The organism is Shewanella sp. YLB-07 (assembly GCF_009377275.1).
The window spans coordinates 260876-282924 of the sequence record NZ_VOQB01000003.1; the positions used below are offsets into that span (position 1 = coordinate 260876).

19 protein-coding genes are annotated in these 22049 nt (G+C 46.1%); 10 read left to right on the forward strand and 9 right to left on the reverse strand.

The genetic code is table 11. From position 1 onward, the window contains the following. Nucleotides 1–9: 9 nt before the first annotated feature. Entirely contained in the window at nucleotides 10–450 is a 441-nt protein-coding gene (locus FS373_RS07925; protein ID WP_144045541.1) for a DUF2141 domain-containing protein, read from the reverse strand. A gap of 189 nt (nucleotides 451–639) precedes the next feature. On the opposite strand from FS373_RS07925, the gene FS373_RS07930 reads away from it, so the two are divergent. The 4 genes from FS373_RS07930 to FS373_RS07945 all read left to right on the forward strand — a co-directional run bounded on the left by FS373_RS07930 (nucleotide 640) and on the right by FS373_RS07945 (nucleotide 5280). After that, entirely contained in the window at nucleotides 640–1797 is a 1158-nt protein-coding gene (locus FS373_RS07930; RefSeq protein ID WP_322619465.1) for a sensor histidine kinase, read from the forward strand. A gap of 99 nt (nucleotides 1798–1896) precedes the next feature. Continuing rightward, nucleotides 1897–2556, forward strand: a complete 660-nt coding sequence (locus FS373_RS07935) for a response regulator (protein ID WP_152829323.1) — start codon at nucleotides 1897–1899, stop codon at nucleotides 2554–2556. A gap of 146 nt (nucleotides 2557–2702) precedes the next feature. Beyond that, entirely contained in the window at nucleotides 2703–3335 is a 633-nt protein-coding gene (locus tag FS373_RS07940; protein ID WP_152829225.1) for an NAD(P)H-dependent oxidoreductase, read from the forward strand. 22 nt (nucleotides 3336–3357) lie between these two features. Next, nucleotides 3358–5280 carry a monovalent cation:proton antiporter-2 (CPA2) family protein gene (locus FS373_RS07945; protein ID WP_144045539.1) on the forward strand — a complete coding sequence of 641 codons (1923 nt, stop codon included), beginning with the start codon at nucleotides 3358–3360 and terminating at the stop codon, nucleotides 5278–5280. Between the two features lie 151 nt (nucleotides 5281–5431). On the opposite strand, the gene FS373_RS07950 is transcribed toward FS373_RS07945, so the two are convergent. Further along, on the reverse strand, nucleotides 5432–6340 hold the full coding sequence (locus FS373_RS07950; RefSeq protein ID WP_152829226.1) for a LysR family transcriptional regulator: 909 nt from the start codon (nucleotides 6338–6340) through the stop codon (nucleotides 5432–5434). A gap of 101 nt (nucleotides 6341–6441) precedes the next feature. Between FS373_RS07950 and FS373_RS07955 the strand changes: the two genes are divergently transcribed. Further along, nucleotides 6442–7575 (forward strand): alkene reductase, encoded by a 1134-nt coding sequence (locus tag FS373_RS07955; RefSeq protein ID WP_152829227.1) that lies wholly within the window; start codon nucleotides 6442–6444, stop codon nucleotides 7573–7575. A 107-nt stretch (nucleotides 7576–7682) separates the two neighbouring features. On the opposite strand, the gene FS373_RS07960 is transcribed toward FS373_RS07955, so the two are convergent. Together FS373_RS07960 and hpf are read right to left on the reverse strand one after the other, a co-directional pair. After that, nucleotides 7683–8576, reverse strand: coding sequence for a hypothetical protein (locus FS373_RS07960; protein WP_144045536.1), 894 nt, complete (start codon nucleotides 8574–8576; stop codon nucleotides 7683–7685). Between the two features lie 299 nt (nucleotides 8577–8875). Next, the gene (hpf, locus tag FS373_RS07965; RefSeq protein WP_112353526.1) at nucleotides 8876–9232 is read right to left on the reverse strand and encodes a ribosome hibernation-promoting factor, HPF/YfiA family; all 357 of its coding nucleotides are present in this window, start codon (nucleotides 9230–9232) and stop codon (nucleotides 8876–8878) included. A 733-nt stretch (nucleotides 9233–9965) separates the two neighbouring features. Here hpf and FS373_RS07970 point away from each other — a divergent pair. The 5 genes from FS373_RS07970 (at nucleotide 9966) to FS373_RS07990 (ending at nucleotide 13537) form a co-directional block, all read left to right on the forward strand. Continuing rightward, the gene (locus tag FS373_RS07970) at nucleotides 9966–10208 is read left to right on the forward strand and encodes a hypothetical protein (RefSeq protein WP_152829228.1); all 243 of its coding nucleotides are present in this window, start codon (nucleotides 9966–9968) and stop codon (nucleotides 10206–10208) included. A 38-nt stretch (nucleotides 10209–10246) separates the two neighbouring features. Beyond that, nucleotides 10247–11908: a PepSY-associated TM helix domain-containing protein gene (locus tag FS373_RS07975; RefSeq protein ID WP_152829229.1), complete on the forward strand. Its 1662-nt coding sequence runs from the start codon at nucleotides 10247–10249 to the stop codon at nucleotides 11906–11908. Continuing rightward, the gene (locus FS373_RS07980; protein ID WP_152829230.1) at nucleotides 11905–12246 is read left to right on the forward strand and encodes a DUF3325 domain-containing protein; all 342 of its coding nucleotides are present in this window, start codon (nucleotides 11905–11907) and stop codon (nucleotides 12244–12246) included. Before FS373_RS07975 ends, FS373_RS07980 begins: the two co-directional genes overlap by 4 nt. 113 nt (nucleotides 12247–12359) lie before the next feature. Then, on the forward strand, nucleotides 12360–12860 hold the full coding sequence (locus FS373_RS07985; RefSeq protein ID WP_152829231.1) for a hypothetical protein: 501 nt from the start codon (nucleotides 12360–12362) through the stop codon (nucleotides 12858–12860). 233 nt (nucleotides 12861–13093) lie between these two features. Further along, nucleotides 13094–13537, forward strand: a complete 444-nt coding sequence (locus tag FS373_RS07990; RefSeq protein WP_144045531.1) for an OsmC family protein — start codon at nucleotides 13094–13096, stop codon at nucleotides 13535–13537. A gap of 161 nt (nucleotides 13538–13698) precedes the next feature. Here FS373_RS07990 and FS373_RS07995 read toward each other — a convergent pair whose 3' ends face one another. From FS373_RS07995 to FS373_RS08015, 5 genes are all read right to left on the reverse strand, one after another. Continuing rightward, on the reverse strand, nucleotides 13699–14808 hold the full coding sequence (locus tag FS373_RS07995) for an AI-2E family transporter (RefSeq protein WP_152829232.1): 1110 nt from the start codon (nucleotides 14806–14808) through the stop codon (nucleotides 13699–13701). Between the two features lie 106 nt (nucleotides 14809–14914). Beyond that, on the reverse strand, nucleotides 14915–15382 hold the full coding sequence (locus FS373_RS08000; RefSeq protein ID WP_322619466.1) for a hypothetical protein: 468 nt from the start codon (nucleotides 15380–15382) through the stop codon (nucleotides 14915–14917). A 699-nt stretch (nucleotides 15383–16081) separates the two neighbouring features. Further along, nucleotides 16082–17092 (reverse strand): helix-turn-helix domain-containing protein, encoded by a 1011-nt coding sequence (locus FS373_RS08005; protein WP_152829233.1) that lies wholly within the window; start codon nucleotides 17090–17092, stop codon nucleotides 16082–16084. A 72-nt stretch (nucleotides 17093–17164) separates the two neighbouring features. Then, entirely contained in the window at nucleotides 17165–18040 is an 876-nt protein-coding gene (locus FS373_RS08010; RefSeq protein WP_144045527.1) for a hypothetical protein, read from the reverse strand. 587 nt (nucleotides 18041–18627) lie between these two features. Beyond that, the gene (locus tag FS373_RS08015) at nucleotides 18628–21912 is read right to left on the reverse strand and encodes a S41 family peptidase (RefSeq protein WP_144045526.1); all 3285 of its coding nucleotides are present in this window, start codon (nucleotides 21910–21912) and stop codon (nucleotides 18628–18630) included. Between the last annotated feature and the right edge of the window lie 137 nt (nucleotides 21913–22049).

Below are 22049 nucleotides of genomic sequence, written 5' to 3' on the forward strand. Positions count from 1 at the left end.
TAGCCACTCCTATCTTAGGTGAATCGTTAGCTGTGCATCACCATCGACAGTGAACTTGGCATCGTCATAGCTAGCAGGTCCGAAGCTGCCGCCATTGTTGCTAAAACCATATCCCTCGCTGGGAATACCCAAGAAGTTGGTGTCTAAGGTGCCATTATCATTTTCATCATGCATCACCTTAATGGCGTACTCGCCAGGGGCTAAGTCGGTAAAGACCAGGGTGTGAGACTCAGATGTCACCGCCTTTTTAGTTGATGCCACCACGCCTTTATTAGTGCTATAACTCTCCTCTCCTTGATAAACTGCCACCATCAAACTGCCCTGATGCGCTTGAATGTTATCTAAGTTAACCGTCAGAGTATCTGCATTGGCCAGAGGCTGAAGTAACAGAGATACTAAGGCGGCGATACTGCTAGCGGTTAACGTGCTTTTATTTATGATGTTTTTCATTGGACTTTCCTTGTGTCATCATTGAAGTTGTTAATCTGAGTTCAGTTTATAAAAAGCAGCATCATTAAACAGGTGCCAAAAGTAACGAGTTATGTTTATTTCCCATGACTCCAGGCAAACCTCCGACTCAGATAACCGAGAGCCTGATAATTAATACTCTTATCGTGAACAGAGTGGGAAAACGCTAAAGTGCATGGACTTAAATTTACCAAAGAGAGCATGATGCTCCAGTTAGCAGGCGTCGGAACTTGGGCCTTAGTGACCTGGTTGGCCTTGAGTCAATCGTTAACTCAGTTTGAACTCTTGCTATCAGGGATGGGACACCTGACCTTCTTGATCTTATTTCTACTGATCTCGACTCACTTTTTATCCCGTTTTAATCCTAAGGTGATCACTGGCGTTGTATATTCCCAGGCCCTAATCACCTTAATTCTCATCGTGTTTGACTCCAACATGATCACCCCTATCTTATTGGTGATCTGGGCATCACAACTTCCGGGCCAAGTGAGTAAACGCCTGGCAATTATCAGCCTGATCTTAATCAATCTGGCTTTCTATCTTATCCATAGCCTAAGTCACGAGAGTGCCAGTGCAGGATTTACCGTCCTCATCTACATGGGCTTTCAGTTATTCGCCTACAGCAGCAGTCAGGCAAGATTGAATGAAGTCGAAGCCAGAATGCAGCAAGAGCAACTCAATCAGCAACTTATCGCCACCCGCTCCTTACTGAGCCAGTCCAGCCAACATCAGGAAAGAGTCAGAATAGCCAGAGATTTGCACGATATCTTGGGCCACCAGCTCACCGCACTCTCATTACAGTTAGAGGTCCTCAGCCATAAGGTGCCAGATGAGGTCAAGCCAGATGTCGAGTTGAGTAAACAAGTGTCTAAGGAGCTGCTTGCGAGTATTCGAGCCGTAGTAAAGAAACAGCGAGATATCGTTGGGCTGGATCTGACGGCCCCTATCAATGCATTGATGACACGTCTTCCAGGGGTCAAACTTAAGATGGATGGTTTGCTTCCCTTAACATCAACCGAACTGGCTCAGGAGCTGGTACTCGTTCTGCAAGAAGGGATAAGCAATGCGGTTCGCCACGGTAAAGCCAAGACTCTGTGGTTATCCATGAGCCAGAAGGAACAAACTCTGCGACTCGTTCTCAGGGACAATGGCAAAGGGAGAAGCGGCGCACCTATCCCGGGATCGGGCCTTAAAGGAATGAATGAGCGGCTCGCCCCCTTCGATGGCAAGGTGGAGCTGAAAATGAACAAGCTCAATGAGCGGGGTCGTTCAAGCTCTGACACAGAGCTTCATATCAGCTGTGACATCGATACCCAAGTCACTGTCTGACATTAGGATTTCAGTTAGCTGCAAGGCATATAAGCAAACATTTACATTAGATTTAAAACGTAAGAGATGGATGAAATTAAGATGGAAGATAAGGTGAAAATGCCAGCAAAACTCGATAAAAAAGTCCCCATTACCTTAGCCCTGATCGATGACCAACAGCTGGTAAGGCACGGCATCGCCAGCCTATTATCTCTTTCAGACAAGGTACAAGTACTCTGGCAGGCGAAAAACGGGCTAGAAGCCATAGACAAACTAGCCCAGCAGCCTGTCGACCTGATACTGAGCGACATTCGCATGCCTGAGCTAGACGGCATAGGCATGCTCAAACAAATAAGAGCCTCTGGCAGCCGAGTACGGATCATCATGCTTACTACATTCGACGATAATGAGCTCTTGATGGCCAGCATCACCCAAGGTGCCAATGGCTTTCTGCTCAAAGATGTCTCACTAGAAAAGCTAATTTCCGCCATCACTCGAGTTGCCAGCGGCGGTTACCTGATAGAGGCCGATGTGCTGCAAGAGCTCAGCAGCAACCAAGAGCAGTTAAGCATAGATAGCCTAAGCGAGATCAAGATAAGCAGCCGCGAGTCAGAGATCCTCACCCTGATGGCGGGAGGTTTATCCAACAAGGAGATCGCCGCAGCAGTCTTCCTCGCCCAAGGCACTGTCAAGAATCATATCTCCAACATCTTACTCAAACTCGAAAGCAGAGACCGCACTCAGGCCGTGCTAAAAGCACTGCAATTAGGGCTGATTTAGTTAGCAATCTAATAGACTTAACAATCAGTGCAGCTAATACGTGTTAGTTAAATGCTAAGTATGTCTATACCCGAACCTGTGCTAACTTAATTCATAGTGCATGTACTCTTTTTCACAGAGACATCGCCCTCTCACAAGGACAAGTTATGCTAGAGGAAAGAAAAAAAATCTTAGTGCTATTCGCACATCCATCTCAAGAACGTTCCGAGGTCAACAAGCTGCTGTACAAAGCCAGTTTGGAGCACAGTGATGTCACCGCCATCGATCTTTATCGTGAGTACCCGACTTTTCACATCAATATCGACAAAGAACAGCAACGTTTACTCGAGCACCAGGTGATCATTTTCCTATTTCCTCTGCATTGGTATTCGACGCCCGCCATCCTCAAACAGTGGCAAGATCTGGTGCTCGAGTATGGCTTCGCCTATGGCACAGATGGCACGGCGTTAAAGGGCAAGACCTTCTTCTGTGCCACCACTGCAGGCGGTAGTGAGAAGGCCTATCAGGGGGATGGCTACAATCATTTCACCATTCGAGAACTGTTATACCCTATAGAACAGACCGCCAACTTAAGCGGTATGCGCTACTTAGCTCCCTTCGTGCTGTTTAGCAGCCGTAATGCCAGCGAAGAGGGAAGAATTCCCGGCCACATTGACGCATTTAATACCCTGCTAACCTCATTAGCCGCAAACACTCTGGACTTGTCTCAGGCCGCCTCGCTGCCCGTGCTCAATCAGGCACATATGCAGCAGACGGCTCAAGCATCTCAAACACGCTAACTTAAGGACAAGGTAACTTTTTATGACAGCGTATTTTATTCAAGCCTTTATCTACCTGTGCGCCGCCGTGATTGCCGTGCCCCTGGCCAAACGCTTAGGGCTTGGCTCTGTGTTGGGTTACCTCATTGCCGGTGTGGTAATTGGTCCTATCGTTGGCCTGGTCGGCAGTGAAACCAACACACTACAACATTTCGCCGAATTTGGCGTAGTGATGATGCTTTTCTTAGTTGGCCTGGAACTCGAACCACGCATGCTATGGGATATGCGAAATAAATTGATGGGGCTTGGCGGGCTACAAATCGGCTTAACCACAGCGATTATCATGGCAGCAGGAGTCTACTTTGGCCTGGGCTGGAGCGTCGCCTTCACTGTTGGTCTCATCTTCGCCCTGTCATCCACCGCTATTGTATTACAAACGTTCAGCGAGAAAAATCTCTCCAAGACGGAGGGCGGTAAGAATGCCTTCTCGGTGCTGCTATTTCAGGATATTGCCGTGATCCCCATGCTGGCTCTTATCCCTTTGCTTGCGCTGCCAGAACTGGTGGAAAAAGCGCAGGCACTCGTTGGCCAAGCCGCCGAGCACCATGAGGAGTTATCACTGGTCGCCGGGCTCCCCGGCTGGGCCTACGGTATCACAGTATTACTCGCCATTGCGGCAGTTGTCGTTGGCGGACATTACCTGAGTCGCCCATTGTTTCGCTATGTGGCCAGCTCAGGACTGAGAGAGATATTCACCGCCACCGCGCTCATGTTAGTCATAGGCATAGCAGCGCTGATGAGCTTAGTCGGCCTTTCTCCGGCTCTGGGCACCTTTCTTGCTGGTGTCGTGCTGGCAAACAGTGAGTTCCGCCACGAGCTAGAGTCCAATATCGAACCCTTCAAGGGACTGTTATTAGGGCTATTTTTTATCACGGTTGGCGCCGGAATAGACTTTGGTGTGCTGGCCAGTAACATTGGCCCGGTTCTCGGTATCACTGCCGGCGTCATGTTGGTCAAGGCTGCAGTATTGTTCTTGCTTGCCATGGTATTTAGGATAAAGAATAGCGACCGTTGGCTGTTCGCTTTGAGTCTGGCTCAAGCCGGTGAGTTTGGCTTCGTGCTCCTAAGCTACACGGTACAAAACCATGTTATTCCAACCGATCTGGCCCAGATGCTCTCCCTCGTCGTCGCCCTGTCAATGTTCCTCACCCCTGGCTTGTTCATCTTGTTCGACAAGGTGATCTTACCCAGATACGAGGTGAATGAAAACAAACCCGAGGCCGATGAAATCACCGAAAAAGGCACAGTGATCATCGCTGGCGTGGGCCGCTTCGGTCAAATGGTCAACCGCTTTCTTGTCGCCAATAAAATCAAGACTGTGGTGCTGGATCAATCTGTCGATCAGGTGGCCAACCTAAGAAAAATCAATGTTAAAAGCTTCTATGGGGACGCCACACAGCCAGATCTGCTCCACACTGCAGGCATAGAAGATGCCAGCATGTTGGTTATTGCCATAGACAACAATGAGCGCGCCGTGGAGCTGACCAAGTACATCAAGCATACCTATCCTAAGGTGATGATTTTCGCCCGTGCATTCGATAGAGGACATCACTTCGAACTGAAACACGCCGGTGCGGATTTTATCGTCAGCGAAACCTATCACTCAGCACTGGAACTAGGCAAAGAAGCACTGATAGCCCTTGGGGTTCATCCCTTCAAGGCCGAACAGAAGAAGGCCACCCTGCGTGAACTCGAACTTTGTTATAAAGATTCACTCTATGAGATGTGGAAGAAGAACAGTGAAGACAGTAAATACAGCACGCACTTTAGGGAGCTGTTTATTGAGTTGGAAACTGCCATAGCAAAAGCCATGAAGAGTGAACATCTGGATGAACAAGCCCGAGTTGAGCGTGGCTGGACGCCGCCCCCCAAAGATTACGAAAAACGTATGAATGATAACGAGTAGTCCATAGCAGTTCATTAGCCAATGATTAAACTCAGCTGGACAAACATCCCATCAAAGATTACGAAAAACGAATGAATAAGAACGAAGAATTAGGTCCTAGGTTCTAGGATCTAAAACCTTTTTATCACTCCCGCACAATCAAGGTGGCCGATTAACCGGCCACCTTGAGCCGTTCCGCCAGAAAGTCCACGAATACCTTGACCCGATTCACCGCCTTACTCTCCTTACTGTAAACCGCGAAGATACCGTTATCGAACGTGGTGGAGGTCACCTCAAAATCCGGCAGAAGCTGTATCAGGGAACCAGACTCTATCTCAGATTTTATGCCCCATACAGGCTGAATGATGATCCCCGCGCCATCGAGGGCACACTGTCTCAGAATATCGGCATTATTGCTGGTCAGCACGCTGTCTTTCAGTGGAATACGATAAGATCTGCCCTGCTTTCTCAGGGTCCAGCTGTGATAGGGAGTGGAGAAGTTGAACGACAACATGGCATGCTCCCGCAGATCTTCGGGCTTAGTCACCCTTGCATGTCTGGCCAGATACTCAGGAGATGCCGCCATGGCAAAACTGTGAGGACCCAAACGCCTGGCAATAAGGTTCGAGTCTTTGAGACGACTCAGGCGCACCGCCACATCAAACCCCTCCTCCACCAGCTTAGTCATGCCGTCATCGCACTGCATCACCACCCTGAGATCCGGATACATGGCGAGAAACTCAGGTAACAGAGGAGCCAAATGCAGCTGACTGAACCACCAGGGCACTGATACCTTCAATGTTCCATGGGGACTGACATTATCGGCACTGAGCTCGGCCGCCAGGTTTTCCATCTCCATGATCAAACCGCTGGCGCGTCCATAGAGTATCTCCCCCGCGGGTGAAAGTTGTACATGCCTAGTCGTGCGGGTAAACAGGGACACGTTCAACTGACTCTCTAGCTGGGCTATCTGGCGCGACACAGATGAGTTCGCCATGTTGAGCTTTCTAGCCGCCTTAGCGAAGCTGTTGGCCTCGGCAACTGCCATAAAGCTTCTGAGATTTGGGAGTTTATCCAGCATATTATTTCGTTTATTCGAATAGTCATTTCGAAGTTTAGTTATTTTTTAGCATCAATAGAAGCCTTATATTAGCCGAAGAACAGAGTAATCAAGGCTAACTTATGAAATATCCCGCATTATTTGACACAACAACGCTAGGCTCACTGACCTTAGAAAATCGCATCGTGCTACCACCACTGACCCGCTCCCGCAGTAGTCAGCCCGGTAACATCGCCAACGAACTGATGGCTCAATACTACAGCCAAAGAGCCTCTGCAGGCTTTATGATCACCGAAGGCACTCAGATAGAGCCCAGGGGTCAGGGCTACGCCTGGACCCCTGGTATTCATTCCCCCGAGCAAGTCGAGGGCTGGCGTAAGGTTACCCAAGCAATACATGAGCAGGGTAAGGTTATTTTCGCCCAGCTCTGGCATGTAGGCCGGGTATCTCACACCAGTTTACAACCAGGTAATTCCGCGCCAGTAGCCCCCTCTGCGGGTAAGGCTGAGACGGTCAGCGTATTTATTGAGACCGGACCGGGAGAAGGTGCATTAGCTGAGCCTTCCCATGCCCGCGCACTCTCCACTCTGGAGGTTAAGGAGCTGGTTCAGCTCTACAAACAGGCCGCAGTCAACGCCAAAGAGGCGGGATTCGATGGCATAGAGATACACAGTGCCAATGGTTATCTGGTGAACCAGTTTATCTCAGACAAGAGTAACTTCAGGGAAGATGAATACGGCGGCTCATTAGAGAACCGACTGCGTTTCCTCAAGGAGATTGTCGAGGCCGTGACCCAGGTTTTCAGCCCGGAAAGAGTCGGAGTACGCTTCGCGCCTATGTTCGAGACCACACAAGAAGATCGTATCTATCTAGGCCTGTTAGAAGATGATCCTCACACCACCTATGTGACAGCAATCAAAATGCTGGAGCAGGCTAAATTAGGTTATCTGTCTCTTGCCGAAGCCGATTGGGACAATGCACCTGAACTGCCCGACAGTTTCAGACTGGCGGTGAGAGACAGTTTTTCCGGACTCATCATCTACGCCGGACGTTACACCCCCGAACGTGGCCAAAGAGTATTGGAGAAGAACTGGGGTGACTTGATTGCCTTCGGTCGTCCCTTCATAGCCAACCCAGACCTGCCTGAACGAATCCGCCATGATCTTCCCCTCAATGCAGTAGATCCTACCACCATGTATGGTGGTACTGAGCAGGGTTACACGGATTACCCGGTTCATGATGTAAATATTGCTTAAACATATTCTAGCCCTAATAAGCTAGGTTCTTTCTCATATGCAACTAGCAAATACCTTAAGTGAGAGTTGCAGCCATTCGGCTGTGAATGCTATCTATCGCGTTACACTCACTTCACTTCTAGCATGGAAGTCTCAGCTTCGCCGTCCATGAGGAGAAACTCCCTATCGGCCTGATTTAAATATTTTTGCATCAGGCCTTCGGCCCTCATGGTTTTTAGCACCTCAGCGATTAATCCCGCCAGCTTATGATGACGCATGTGCAGATAACCAAAATTATCAAAAGTCTCCAATCTGCCAACCATATGAATCTTGGCATCATTAAACTCATTGCGCTTTAACAGGGGGATAATTCTAAACTCGGCACCGATATAGATATCGATTCTATCGTGCATAAGCCGCTTCAACCCATGTAGCGGGTAAGTGGCGATGGTCAATTTATCCGAGGGGACCAGCGCCACCAAACGTTTCTCTGTGATGAAGATCCCGCGGCGATACTCGACTCTATAGGACGTATCTTGAAGATCGGCCCAGCGAGTCAGTTTGATGTCGGCGCGATGGGAAAAAGCACTGAAATGTGTCGAGACAATCGGCTCTTCGATACGAACAAGATTATTAAACTTTTCAGCATAATCGGCGACCCTTGCCGCCTCACCATCTACCCTACCAGAATTGGCCATCATGCTGGCCCGCGACGGTGGATAGACATTATAACGAAAAGGTATATTCAGTCGCCTGAATACCTCGATATAGACAAGTTCAACCCACCTGAAGTTAACGTCAGACTTGGGATCACCGATAAAAGCCAAGGTGATGCCTGCAGTATCTCCTTCACCATCGATTTCAGCATATCCTCCAACATCAGCCTCGATGTATCTTCTAAGATCTAAGCCTGTTTCTGTCCGAGGAGCTTCTACCACATTAGCCATAACTTTTGTCATAGCAGGCGCAACACTGCCAAAGAGTATGACACCCAAAAAAAGTAATCTTGCGATTGTCGACATCACCACACCCATTGCAGTACAGTCACTGATCCATGGATTAACTATAGCCGCTGGTGTTTAAGCGTATTAAAATAATGACCAGTACCAGATGATCAGATTTAAGTTTCCTGTTAAACACTAGATAGTTTTTAGCCAAAACTAACAACAAAAAAGCCACCCTAAGGTGGCTTCTCTATAAACTTCTATGCCTACAAGACTGTAGCGTTAAACCGACTTCATCTCTTGTATTATCTTCATAAGCAAGCTCACGAGCAATTTCTGCAACATTGTTGCTCACTGCCTTGCTCTAAATTTCGTCCTTAAACCAGTTTCATCTCTTGGACTATTTCATGAGCTATTTCTGGCGTCGTGCTCACTGGCTTCTCATGTTTATCTGCTTTTAGCTGACCCTTACGGTGCTTGAGCGCTGCCTCGAGCTTCTTCTTGGCAATCGCAATAGCCGGATACATGACATCGTTTGTCCCCGATGCAGAGATTCGACTACCTTCATAATTAGTGCGCAACTCAACCTGATACTCGCCATGCTCTTTAGAGATGGTGACATCTAACGAAATAAGTGTCGGGAAATGAGTGGCTATCTTGGAAAACTTTTCGTTCAAATGTTCTTTGATTGAATCTTTAACATCTACGTGGTGACCTGAAAGATTTATTTTCATAGGTTTTCCTTTTAAGAATTACTTCTAATAATAGAACTGGGGTCTGAGCTTGAAAATCTCAAGGGCTAACATAAAATTAATTTAAATTTTTATGCTAGCAAGTCATTACTAACTCGGTTAATAGAGTATTTTCATACTCATACAGACCTAATAGACCTCTATCCATCCTAACTATTACCATTGCAGAAAGTGAACGTTTAAAGATGAAAGTGCCAATGGGCGGATATGACCACGCACCTTTGATGCATATTTGTCACACGTAATTAATCACCAAAACAGTTCCAAACCAGCTGTCTTAATATTTACTCCTGATGCGAAACAAATGCAAGCCTCGGTTATATTCAATGTCTAAAATAAAGACAAAACTAAGATAAGCGTCATAAAAGCAGACAATATGTTGATATTTTCACCACCAAAAAGACTGATAATTAACCAACTAAAATTAAGCATAAACCATACTCGCTCTGTATGATGATTAATTTTCATTCACACCGAATCATTTCGGTCATTTACCGCAAAAATGAGAAGCAGTTCTCACTATGTAAATTTACATGTAAATGAGAATGAAAACAGTTACCAGATTTACACTCCTGATGTAAAATCGATCCCACCATTTTGATCTACCTGTTTCGTAGCAGGTTAAAACGGACAGAAAACAGTGATCCACTCTCACGTTACCAAATTAACTTTCATAGAAAAGGTGAGTTTATATCGCCCCAAACATGGCGCGCTGATGACCAGAATTCTGGCTGCGATATTTGGCGGTTATCTGGTTGCGGCCAATGTATGTGGATTTATTGCAGCCTTGCTGCCACTTCCTGCTGTCGATGCGACCTTAGTGGCGACCATGCTTTCATTCGCTATCTACGCCGTCAGTGCTATTCGAACTTTTAGCCTACCGTCGGCAATGAGAGCCTGGTTAGAGCCTTTGCTTATAAGTGCTTGCCTATACGCCGCGACTCAAATGATGACCTAACACCTGTAACAGGTTTATTTCCGTTTTTAGGTAACCTAATGAAAGATTCTTTTTTTCGCTCTATGACCTGGCTCCATACTTGGGTCGGCCTGCTCGTCTGCTGGATACTTCTTGTCGTCTTTTTTGCAGGCAGCATGAGTTATTTCCGTCACGAGATATCATTGTGGACCAAACCTGAATTGCATTCAGGTACATTCCAACATTATCACGCTAATGAGCTTGGTAAACAGTTAGCGTCGGGACAGAAATTCTTAAACGAACGAACCGATAATGCGAGGGACTGGCGTATCTACCTGCCCACTGAGCGCAGACCTTATCTTAGCTATGGCTGGCAAAATCAACCGGAAGCAGGCCAACGTCGCGGTGAATTTCATGAATTGATCGTTAAACCCGATAGTGAAGAGATGATCAGTGAAGTACGTGAGTCTAAGGGCGGTAATTTTTTCTACCGATTACACTTTGACCTTCATTATATACCGGCTAAGTTTGCCCGTTGGATAGTGGGCTTGTGCACCATGTTTATGCTGGTCGCCTTAATCAGCGGGATTGTCATCCATAAACGAATATTTAAAGACTTCTTCAGTTTCAGACGTAATAAGCGCAGCCGTTCCTGGCTTGATGCCCACAATGTCAGCTCAGTGATAGCACTGCCCTACCACTTGATGATCACCTATACGGGTCTCATCACCTTGATGTTTATGTATATGCCTTGGGCAATTGTCACTAATTATGACGGTGATAACCAAGCCTTTCGCGCAGAGTTAAATCCATCTAGGGTACAAACAAAGCCTAGTGGTCAAGATGCTAATCTTATTTCTGCAGCTAGCTTATTGCCACAAGTAAAGCGTTACTGGGGAGAGGCGCCGATTAAACAAGTGATCATCTCTGCGCCACATAACAGCAATAGCCGTATCAGCTTCTATCGTAACAATGAACAACTGGTCACCGACAAACGTACTCAAATCGTATTTAACGGAGTGACAGGTGAGCTAATTACCATGTCACCGATGGAAGAGTCTGCGACTCATGCAACCTACGACACCTTAATGTCATTGCATACGGCGAGATTTTCAGACTTCATTCTACGGCTATTTTTCTTTTTCTGTGGCTTATTAGGCTGCGCCATGATCGCAACAGGCGCACTACTTTGGGCGGTAAAAATCCGCCAGAAGCAGCAGAAACAGATAAACAAAGGCGAGCCGGCGAGTTTTGGTCTGCGATTGGTCGAAGGGCTGAACCTGACGTTTATTGCAGGGTTACCCTTAGCGACATCGGTTTTCTTCTACGCCAACCGTATACTGCCACTCGAGATACAAGATAGGGCGCAATGGGAAGCCGATAGCTTCTTTATCGCCCTTGGCTTAGTGGGATTATTAGCCTGTTTTAATCGCAGCCTGAGCAGTTGGCGACTCGTTTTGAGCATTGGGGGCCTTGGCTTAATTTCTCTGCCTCTACTCAACGCCTTAACCTCTCCGAGCAATATTATCGACAATATTGTCAGCGGACAGTGGGCCTTAGTGGGTTTTGACCTCTTATCTTGCTTATTAGGCTTAGGGTTACTTTTCGCTATCAAAAAACTCAACACTTCGAGTAAACCTAAATCAGCAGCCATCAAGAAAAATACGGCAGCAGAGTCTCAGCGACAAAACTTAGCGAGTGAAAATCCCCTTACAGCTAAAGTGAAGGAAGAAGCCCTATGATGATCTCGAATCTAATGGTATTGAGTATCTTGTGGATCAGCTATATCGCATTTGGCTGTTTAGCATTGGCCATGTTTTCTAATTTCAGGAGCACCTTCAAAAAGGCCCCGACTCCATTGCAAAGTAGAGGCTTATATTGGTCTGGTTGGTCGATGTTTGTCTTAAGCTATTATTTGAGTGTGGCTAAACAGGGTATGGTTTATGGCAGTATATTCTTTACTGGTATGCTTGCTGTCGCAGGATTATTAGTGATTCTCACCCTAAGTTACCGTGCTAAGTCTCTGCCAGTTTTTATGGCCACAGGACTATTGGCAAGCGCTGGTTATCTCTTAACTTAATCCCAATAAAACTGATTAATGGCGAGCATGTTCTTCAATAATGATGGTGTTCAGCTATCATTCAGCTTAATTATTATACAATGCGTACCTATTCACAAAATAGTGAGACAGGTATGCAAGTTAACTCAACGAATCAATATGCCACCAACGCATCTGTAGCGATTCAACCAGCCTCGAATCAAGCACCAACAACTGCATTTCAGGCCGAAGTTGTTGCAGCTAAACCTCTGCCAAATATCACCGATTCAGTCACTCTTTCGGCGCAGGCGATGGCCTTATCCAAGCAGCCAAAAATGCCCATAAGTGAAGTTATGCCTTTAACCCCTACTCGACCTGATCTCCCTGGCACTGGTGAGAATCAAGGTAATAATCAAGGTGAAAAAGTCGACCAATATATCGAGTATCGTAAGACTGTGGCTCAATATCAGATATATTCAGATATGGCAGGCGTAGCCACAGGAAACGGCAATGGCTTGTCGCCTGTAAGCGCTTATTACCTGTCGAATAACGATGGCGCACGTGAAGCCGTAGTCGGCTCTATGGCTCAGCAGCAAGAAGTATCCGTCATGCAAACCTATGTTGAGACGACTCAGAGCATAAATGAGCAAGCTTAGCGTCTCTGACTCCGCCCCTTACTGCTGAAGGACTCTAATAAGGTAATTAAGAGCCTCTTCAGACTGGTACCTTTGCCTTTTCCTTCATGCCCTCCTCGCTTTCCCCTTATGTTTCTCTTCATTTCCTCCAAGCCTCTCCCCTGCCAAGACACTCTCTAATACCAATCGGTATAGAGATGTAATCGTGCTAACCTGCTGGCAATACAACTCATAAAATATGCGTAGGAATTAATATGGCTTTCACCTTGGAAGTGAGCTGGGAAACTGATAATCGACCGATAGTCGAAGGGGAATTCTGTCGAGATCACACGATACACTTTGGTAGCGGTCAACTAATTCAAGCATCATCGGCTCCTGAATACAAAGGCAGTAATACTAAGGTTAACCCTGAAGAGCAATTGCTAGGTGCTTTAAGCTCCTGTCATATGCTGACTTTTCTCACTATCGCCCACCTCAAACGATTAAAGGTATTGAGCTATAAAGATGTCGCGACGGCAGAGCTCGGTAAAAATGAGGCGGGAAAAATATCCATATTAAAAATAACATTGAAGCCAGTCGTTATCTTCGATACAGATCAGGAAGTGAGTGAAGCTGTGTTAGATAAAATTCATGACAAGGCCCATGCGAACTGCTTTATAGCGAACAGCTTATCTGCCGAAATTGAAGTTATTTACTAGCCCCCTATGAAAAGGGGGGCCTAACAATGTGCATGATGACATGGCTTACCACCCAAAATCTTCATATAAATTGGCCTGCAATAGCGTCCATGTAGGCCAAGGCACAAGGGATTAAAAGCACTGGTGAAATTATCCGCCTAAGAATTTTTTTCCCATACAGATTACTTAACCTCTGTATCGACAGTGTCATCTTGACTCACATTGCTTGGCTCATTGTCTATCCAGGCAATAAACAATTTATAGCCCAAGCCCATCACTACCGCGCCTACAAATAAGCCCACAATTCCCGACATCATCATGCCACCAATGGCACCGAGTAAAATGATAAGCATAGGGATATCGACGCCACGGCCCATCAACATAGGCTTAAGAAAGGCATCACTAGCACTGACTAAGATGGCCCAAACCATAAACATGATAGCAACCGATGAGCTCTCAACTGAAAAAACATAGGCTATGATCGGAGCCAGAACTAAGATGGGTGGAAGTTGCACTATGGCTAGAATTAGCACGGCCAACATCCAGATCCCAGTTGCCGGTACACCGACTAATCCCATGCCTATGCCTGATAGAATAGACTGTATAAATGCAACCCCTATCACACCTTGAACCACACTACGGACAGTGGCAACCGACAAGGCTGAAAACTCAGCACCATAAGAACCTGCTAGCCTGACTGCTATCTTGTGGCAAACGTCGCTTGCCCCTTTAGTATTGGTAATAAAGACACCACCAATGATAATTGAGATAACAAACTGCAGTACAGTCATGCCGAAACCACCTAGGACAGCGGCACCTTTAGTTGCTAAATTTTTAATCTCTTCACGATGGGTTTTAATGACATTATCTAAGTTCGTCGATGATTTATCCCAGAAGCTATACAACTTATCACCAATTAAAGGCAGATCGGCAACGGATTCTTTAGGGGGGGGAATGACGAAAGTGCCCTCTTGAATCTCGCCAATAAAGTCTTGAGTACCGCTCACTAGGGCGCCAGAAAACATAAATGCAGGGACAAGCAGCAAGGCTAATGAAAGCACTGTCACCAGGGCACTGGAACGCCCTAAACTAAGTCCGCTTTTCTTCGAGAGTTTAGCGACTAAAGGAAACAAGGTTATCGCAATTATCCCCCCCCAGACGATTGGCATGATAAAAGGTTTTATAATTTCGAAACACCAGATCACTACCATAAAAATAACGGCAATTTTGATGGCTGCATCTACGGCGTGTTTAGTAAACCAGTGGGGGCTATCGCTATTTTGAGCACTCATTTTAGCTCCAACAATTCTATTTAGGCTAGATTGTTAATAAAAAGTAACGTTGAGTTTAAAGCTATCTTAAAGATCACTTACTATCAATAATCTAGATGAAAAAAAGTTATCCCTCTTTCTCAATAAAGTCATCGGTAAAATCTGTCTTCCAGTACTTATAAGCTTGAACCGTGGCTTGGGCGGCAGCACCCATCAAGTTTACCTGATAGGTTTTCACCCCTTCGACATCCACCGACTGGTTGGCTGAGGCTTGATCGGCACTGGCCTCCGCCTGAGCCTGACCTTCAAACCCCGCCTCCTTAAAACGATTCAGCGCATCACGATTCATAAACACCTGTACAAAACCCACTTGTTTCCAGCCAATCCCAGCACCGACACCGCCCGTGGCAAAACGGTAATAAGAGATGGTCCCTTTTTCATTCAGTACGCAGACCCCACCACCAGTTGAAAGTGCAAACAGATAACTGTTACTGCCAGTACAAGTCACATAGGCTACAGAGTTGGCTACGGCCGACTTAGCCCCGGCATGCTCCTTATATATTTCCTGCAACGCCTCATTAGTTTCTGCGCGCACATTGTTTTTTTAGATTCTAGTGTATTGCCTGTAGCACAACCAACTAATATCAGCGGAGTCACGATAGCAGCAGCTTTAACTAAACGAGTAAGATTAAATGTCATAACGCACCTTTTACTTATGAAGAACACATGCCAAAGTAAACCGCACCTTGCACATAATTTATAAAACCTTGAATTTAAGCGTACACCTAATACCAATTGGCATAGCAGATAAATCACACCTTTAAATTGATAGAAAGACGTTTAATATTCCAACGCTTTTATAATGACTACCGGGTATTCTGGACGCGATATTGTAAATACTAGTATAAATAGTGTCGAACTAGTTTCCATTTCGTGCCATTGACTAAAAAGTTAGCCATCATCAGGTGTACCACGCACATGCTAGTGCTATAACACTAAGTCTTGGTAGCGTCTAATTATGCTTTTTACACTTTTCCACCAGCCAAAAAACACAACTATCAGAGAAGTGATAAGCACCACCTCCCCCGCTATCACTCCTGTAATGAAAGCCGTTAACGTGCCTGCAATGATCCAGAGGCTAGAGAATATAAAGATAATAATGGCCAGTCCCATAACACCTCCAGCAGATAAGATAGGACAAGTATAAATTGATGCCGTCTGACTTAGTTACCATTTTGTGCCAAGTGGTGACGTTTTATACTTATTTTAGGAGGGAGAGGGGCTTGCTTATTTGCTACAACTCAAGGCTTTTACGATAAGCACGTGGTGACAGGCCTGTCATTCGTTTAAATGCCCTAGAGAAATGGGCGACATCAGAATAGCCTAGTGTCGATGAGATGCGGGTAACGGGTATCGTTTTATCTAACATCAAGTCAACCGCTTGTGACTGTATTATCTCTTCAATAACCGCTGAATAGCTCACCTTTTCAGCGGCTAATCGACGTTGCAGCGTTCTTACACTCATATTGAGTATGATCGCCGCTTGAGTAATAGGCAAACGTCCCATGATGATATAGGGGGTGATGGCTCCTCTAAAAGTCGCTAAAAAAGCCGAGGGGGCAATAGTAGGAACTTGATATTTTTTTTGCCCCCAGTCAAGCTTATGTTTCACCTTCTGCTCAAGTTCCGCATCGGTTAAGCAAATAGCACAAACAGAACGCTCAGTGTAGAACTGGACTCTTTTGAGTAAGAGTGCGTCTTTGAGCACTTGGGAATTATTATATCGCATCACCACATCCGTAGGGGCCCAATCACTGCGGGTAAGACCACGGATCAACTCCACCATAAAGATCAATGCAAACTGTTCAGCAAGATGATGGCTGTGATCTAGGCTCTGCCTTCTGTCGCGAATAAACCAGTTTTTTCCTGCTAAGTGGCGAAGTTGAATATGAGTGTGAGTTGTTTCGGTATGCATTAAGTCAATGAATGTGCGAAGTGCGTCTTTTAATGTAACATCTTGCTTTATTCGAGCTATAAATCTTGGAATAAATATATTGCGGCAGGCATACCAGATCAACTCTGCATACTTCTTTTGCCCCGCTTTCTCAAAAATGAGTTCAAGCAGATTAATCACCGGGGCTTCGGGGACAAAGTCATACTCTGTCTCTAATATGTTCTCAGGAAGCCCAGCCATGGAGATAAGCAGATAGATATCTCTATCTAACGTTCTTAATAGGTTAACAAGCGTAACAGTATATTCAGCGTTAAAAAGAGGCACAATCTGAGCAGGACTTGAAGGCGGCATTTAGCTCTCCAGTAGACTCCGAGGACAGGAGAGTTTATCCCAGCAGTAAGTCTTAAACTTAAGTTTGATAAATTAAAACTCGTAAGAGAGTGTCAGCATGGGTCCATGAAAGCCATAATGAATGCTGGTAGTGGTATGATCACCCTCGATATCTACGGTCACTTTGTAGTATTTATAAGATAAATCTGCTGCAAATTTACCTTCAAAGTTATATTCAATCCCACCGCTGAGATCGATCAACTCCCCCTTTATATTGTCTATTTTTATATAAAAATACTGAGCATGACCTGTAATACTCCAGCTATCGGCAAACTGATAATGAGCCAGTAGACCGAGATCCGGCAACGGAGCCGTCACATCGGTAAACACCACAGTATCGGGAGCGATATCTATGATGCCACAGTTATCATCCAGACAAGCACCAATCTCACCCTCGAAGCCTAGCTCTAACCACATAACATGCAAACCGGCGGTAAAAATGAGGTCCCATGCATCATCCTTATAAAAATCATAGCCATAACCTATGCGAGCGATATCCACATTAAAGGTTGTGGTTATTTCGGCACCAAGCTGCACCGAGTAAGTCTCATCAATATCCGGATCGGGATGGTCAAACTCATAAGGAACAGTGATATTAGTATTGGTTGCATCACGATGAAGTCGTTGCCAATCAAAATAGATTCCATGCTGGGCATTGAACCAATATGCAATTTCAAAAAAAGGCAAAAACTCACTCTCTACCAGCTCTAAATCAGTTTCAAAATCAAGCTCAAAAGTTTTGTCTGTTAATGGACTAGTGACATCCATTCCTGTGTCAGAATTAGAGTAAAAACCACCTATAGCGATCTTGAAACGGCTCTCATCGGCTACAACTGCGGGTGATAAAACAAGGATAGCGATAACCAACAAAGACATCTTTGTCTGATTCAATTTCGTGTTGAGCTGCATATTCTTACCTCTCAATTTTCCTTAAAAATGCCCAATTTCTGCTTTCCAGAAAAAAAGAAGCAAAAACCATGTAGAGACCAACCATCATCAGCTGAAGAATTCGCATATAGAAATTTTCAGCCACTCCCTTGTCAGTCGAAGATGCCGTAGAGCCCACAACGACAATTAAGGCCGAGACAATACCGGCATACACAGGGGGCCTTTGTCGGGTCTTCATATATTTTTTTCGCAAAAAGTATTACAGCTAAACTCGCTAAAATGACATAGAAAGACAGCTCAGGAACAGTCACTAATAAATTATAGAAAACAATCGCTAGTAAGCCACAAATACCATTAGTTATTAATAAAAACAGGCTGACTTATAGATAACGAGTGAGGAAAGAAAAACGGAAGCTACCAGCCTGGGAACTGCTTGGCTGATAACCTCCTAAAAATGTCGGCCTTGGTGAGAGAACCGAACCAGACATAAGGCATGCCTGTCACAAACAAAACTCTTGGACAAGCATTAATATGCATTACCCATATTATCTTTAACTAATTAATTTTATTTAATAAATCCTTCTTTGTTTTAACGCTTAGTTACTTAGTTATTTACTGTTTATGTCGTCAGCCATAGATTGCCCTGCAAGCGGCAACGCCTCGAGTGGCTTTATCGGCTTCTGTACCAGCTCATCTTTAAGGTATGAAATAGCTTTTTCAAGCTGAGCGTCACCACCTGTAAAGGTGGCATAAGGCAAGTTATCCACCTCGATATCCGGACTCACTCCCCGGCCTTCGAGGATCCAGCGACCGTCCATGGCATATTGAGGATATTCGGCGACGCGCGCCATGCCTTTGTCTGTCAGGGAATTACGCCCCGACAGCCAGACACCGGCCCCAGCTGTCTGTTTACCGATAAGTGGCGCTATGCCCAAGGCCTTAATGCCGGCAGCGAAGGTCTCACCATCTGAATAGGTGAGTTCATCGGTCAACACAACCAAATGCCCGCGGAAGGTCTGCTGCATATTAGCATTTGGGGTGCCACGAGTCGGTTGCCAGAATGCCCAGGTACGGCGCAGTAATTTTTCGATGATCCAGCTGTCTATATTACCGCCTCGATTACGACGCACATCTATGATCAGCCCATCTTTCTCATAGTTAGCGTAAAACTCTCGGGCGAAGCTGGCAATGTCGCCGCTGCCCATGGCATAGAGATGTAAGTAACCAATTTTACCTTCACTAGTGTCACTCACCTTAGTGCCGTTATGGTTAACCCAGTCTAAGTATCTGAGCTTGGCATCACTGCGGATCGTCACTGGCTTCACTATGGTTTTATGTTGTTTATTACCACGTTTAAGCTGGAGCAATACCTGCTTCTTCGCCTGATTTCTCAGGAAACGGGTCACATCGGCAACATTGGTCACCTTCTTACCGTTAATAGCGACGATGATATCCCCCACCTCGGCATCGACGCTCACCTTAGCCAGTGGCGCGGCTTGAGCGGGTAGCTCGGGGTCATTCTGGTAGATGTGAGTGATCTTAACGCCAGTTTTCGTCTGCTCGAGACGCGCACCTAAACTGGCGGCTTTGGCCATCTGCTTATCTTTGTCCAGATCGCCACCGCGAACCTGAGAGTGGAGCGAATCCAGCTCTCCCATCATCTGCTTAAACAGATCGTTAAGCTCGTGTCTGTCCGTGAGTCTGTCTACCAAAGGCTGGTATTTAGCCTTAGTCGCCTGCCAATCCAGGCCGCGCATCTTCTTATCGTAGAAAGAATCTCTGTGCATTAACCAGGCATCTTCAAACATCTGTTGCCACTCAAGCCTTGGCTCTATGGCGAGCTGCCATTGCTGGATCTGAACCTTGGCATTGGTTAGTTCTTTTGGCAATTTATCACCGGCATCGACAATAAGCATATCTTTGCCGCCATGATTAGACTTACGAATAAACAACTTCTCACCGTCTGCCGATAAGCTGTAACTGGCGACACCTTTAGCAAATGTCTCCACTTTTGGGCTTAGAGGATCGAACTTCACCAGCTTCAAGCTAGGCTTACTGCCACGAGCGGCAGCGCGATCGAGAAAGTAGAGGCCATCCTTGTTCGCCGTCAAGGCGGAATAGTTACCAGAAGCCACCGGAACTTGCCACAGTCTCTGACTCAAACCATCCCAGTCGACGCTCACCTTAGTCGATGATGTCTCATCTTTGTCATCGGCTTCTGGCTTAAATAACTCATTGGGTTTCTGAAAGGCAAACCTGGCATCTTTATCTAATGCCAGGGCAAAAATTTGGGTACGTTTGTCAAACATTGGTCCTAAGTTACGGTCGCCCCAGGGCGAGGTAGGCGTCGACTTAAACTGCCTGTCGGAGAGGAAATAGAGCCAGTGACCATCGATGCTAAACGCGGGGGAATAGGATTCATACTTGTCACTGGTCAGGGTCTCAGCACGCTGTTTAGCTAATGAATAAAGCACAATTTGAGGTCTGGGTTTGCCAATCTCTGATTTAGTGACAGCGATAAACTGACTGTCACCCGACCAAACGATATCGGCATAGGGCCCCAGACCTTCGCCTTGGGTGATGATCTTCTTGTGCCTATTCTTCTTAAGGTCCAGTAACCACAAGTTACCGTCATAATCATCACTGGCAATGTATCTTCCATCCGGCGAAACACTGAGCGACATACGTAAGGTGTGACCATTATCGGTTAACTGTTTAGCGCCATTACCGCCATCGGCTGCGAAGCGCCAGATCTCTTGCTCACCAGAGGCATCGCTGATCCCGTAGACCCATTTTCCATCTGGACTCATCTCTGCATTACGAATACGACTGTTGCCTGCAAGGGCTATTTCCACCAGACGAGAACCATCTGTGGCCGCGACGGCCACATGACTTCTTGCCGTTATCACGACCTTGTTTGCAGAAGGTGACAGACGAGTAGACGTGGCGTACTTCATAGGATCGTTAACCCAATGCTCACGACGCTGTGGAAAATCAGACACTAAGTTAATATCTAATACACGGGTGCTATTGGCTGCGATATCGTAGAGCTTGATATCGGCACCCAGCTGAAACACGATGCGGCCATTATCGATGCGTGCACCACGTACCTGCCAATCGGTAAATTGGGTATGCTGCTTAAACGCTTTGCCATCTAATGTCATGGACCAGATGTTATCGTTACCATCACTGTCGCTAACGAAATAGAGGCGGTCATCCCAGAGCATGGGTTGACGCACTGAACCTATGTGGCCCGATGTTAAGCGCTCGGCCTCAGCCTTTGAGCCCAATTTGAAACGCCACAGCTCGCCTTTGGCGCCACCGCGATACACCTTGGCGTTGTCGCCGGTAGTCTGTAAACCAAAACGTGTGAAATACAGATACTCACCTTGATCATCGATAGTCCCTTCGATGGCATCGGCAAGAGGCAAGTCCTGAGTCTCTAAGGTGTCAGGATTAACACTTCTGAGCACCCAATAGTTGGCAGGACCGAAGGCATTATCTGTGGCATACAAGACCTGGCCATCGGCTGTCCAGCCCTGTACTCGCACCCGGCTATTTTCGAAACTTATCCTCTTCGCCTGACCACCTTTGATAGGAATAACATACACTTCGCTGCTACCTTCGTAGTTAGCCACATAGGCTACCCACTCGCCATCTTTCGATACTGTTGCCCCTAACTCTTCCGCCGGCAAACTGGTCAGCCTCTGAGCCTGGCTCTGATCCAGACTCTTGGTCCAGAGGTCGCCCTCAGCGGTGAACACTAAGGTATTGTCACTCAGTGCTGGGGCGCGAAAGTAACCTGGATAAATAGCATCTGCAGAAAAAGCGGCCGAAGAACTTAGGCTGCCGAGCGCTAACAAGGTACAGGCAACTGAAAGGCGAAGTTTCATGATTAGCTCAATATTTATTATTAATATAATTTTTCAAGGTCAACAAAGTAGCAAACTTTTATTAAACCAACAGTAAAAATTAGTACATAAATCATTAGCAAATGTGTACAAGCGAATAGCCTGACTATACTCAATAG

What these genes read in the sequence shown, in the direction of transcription:
- FS373_RS07925 (WP_144045541.1), bottom strand. Translation starts at nt 450, where the DNA reads ATGAAAAACATCATAAATAAAAGCACGTTAACCGCTAGCAGTATCGCC.
- FS373_RS07935 (WP_152829323.1), top strand. Translation starts at nt 1,897, where the DNA reads ATGCCAGCAAAACTCGATAAAAAAGTCCCCATTACCTTAGCCCTGATC.
- FS373_RS07940 (WP_152829225.1), top strand. Translation starts at nt 2,703, where the DNA reads ATGCTAGAGGAAAGAAAAAAAATCTTAGTGCTATTCGCACATCCATCT.
- FS373_RS07945 (WP_144045539.1), top strand. Translation starts at nt 3,358, where the DNA reads ATGACAGCGTATTTTATTCAAGCCTTTATCTACCTGTGCGCCGCCGTG.
- FS373_RS07950 (WP_152829226.1), bottom strand. Translation starts at nt 6,340, where the DNA reads ATGCTGGATAAACTCCCAAATCTCAGAAGCTTTATGGCAGTTGCCGAG.
- FS373_RS07955 (WP_152829227.1), top strand. Translation starts at nt 6,442, where the DNA reads ATGAAATATCCCGCATTATTTGACACAACAACGCTAGGCTCACTGACC.
- FS373_RS07960 (WP_144045536.1), bottom strand. Translation starts at nt 8,576, where the DNA reads ATGTCGACAATCGCAAGATTACTTTTTTTGGGTGTCATACTCTTTGGC.
- hpf (WP_112353526.1), bottom strand. Translation starts at nt 9,232, where the DNA reads ATGAAAATAAATCTTTCAGGTCACCACGTAGATGTTAAAGATTCAATC.
- FS373_RS07970 (WP_152829228.1), top strand. Translation starts at nt 9,966, where the DNA reads ATGACCAGAATTCTGGCTGCGATATTTGGCGGTTATCTGGTTGCGGCC.
- FS373_RS07975 (WP_152829229.1), top strand. Translation starts at nt 10,247, where the DNA reads ATGAAAGATTCTTTTTTTCGCTCTATGACCTGGCTCCATACTTGGGTC.
- FS373_RS07980 (WP_152829230.1), top strand. Translation starts at nt 11,905, where the DNA reads ATGATGATCTCGAATCTAATGGTATTGAGTATCTTGTGGATCAGCTAT.
- FS373_RS07985 (WP_152829231.1), top strand. Translation starts at nt 12,360, where the DNA reads ATGCAAGTTAACTCAACGAATCAATATGCCACCAACGCATCTGTAGCG.
- FS373_RS07990 (WP_144045531.1), top strand. Translation starts at nt 13,094, where the DNA reads ATGGCTTTCACCTTGGAAGTGAGCTGGGAAACTGATAATCGACCGATA.
- FS373_RS07995 (WP_152829232.1), bottom strand. Translation starts at nt 14,808, where the DNA reads ATGAGTGCTCAAAATAGCGATAGCCCCCACTGGTTTACTAAACACGCC.
- FS373_RS08005 (WP_152829233.1), bottom strand. Translation starts at nt 17,092, where the DNA reads ATGCCGCCTTCAAGTCCTGCTCAGATTGTGCCTCTTTTTAACGCTGAA.
- FS373_RS08010 (WP_144045527.1), bottom strand. Translation starts at nt 18,040, where the DNA reads ATGCAGCTCAACACGAAATTGAATCAGACAAAGATGTCTTTGTTGGTT.
- FS373_RS08015 (WP_144045526.1), bottom strand. Translation starts at nt 21,912, where the DNA reads ATGAAACTTCGCCTTTCAGTTGCCTGTACCTTGTTAGCGCTCGGCAGC.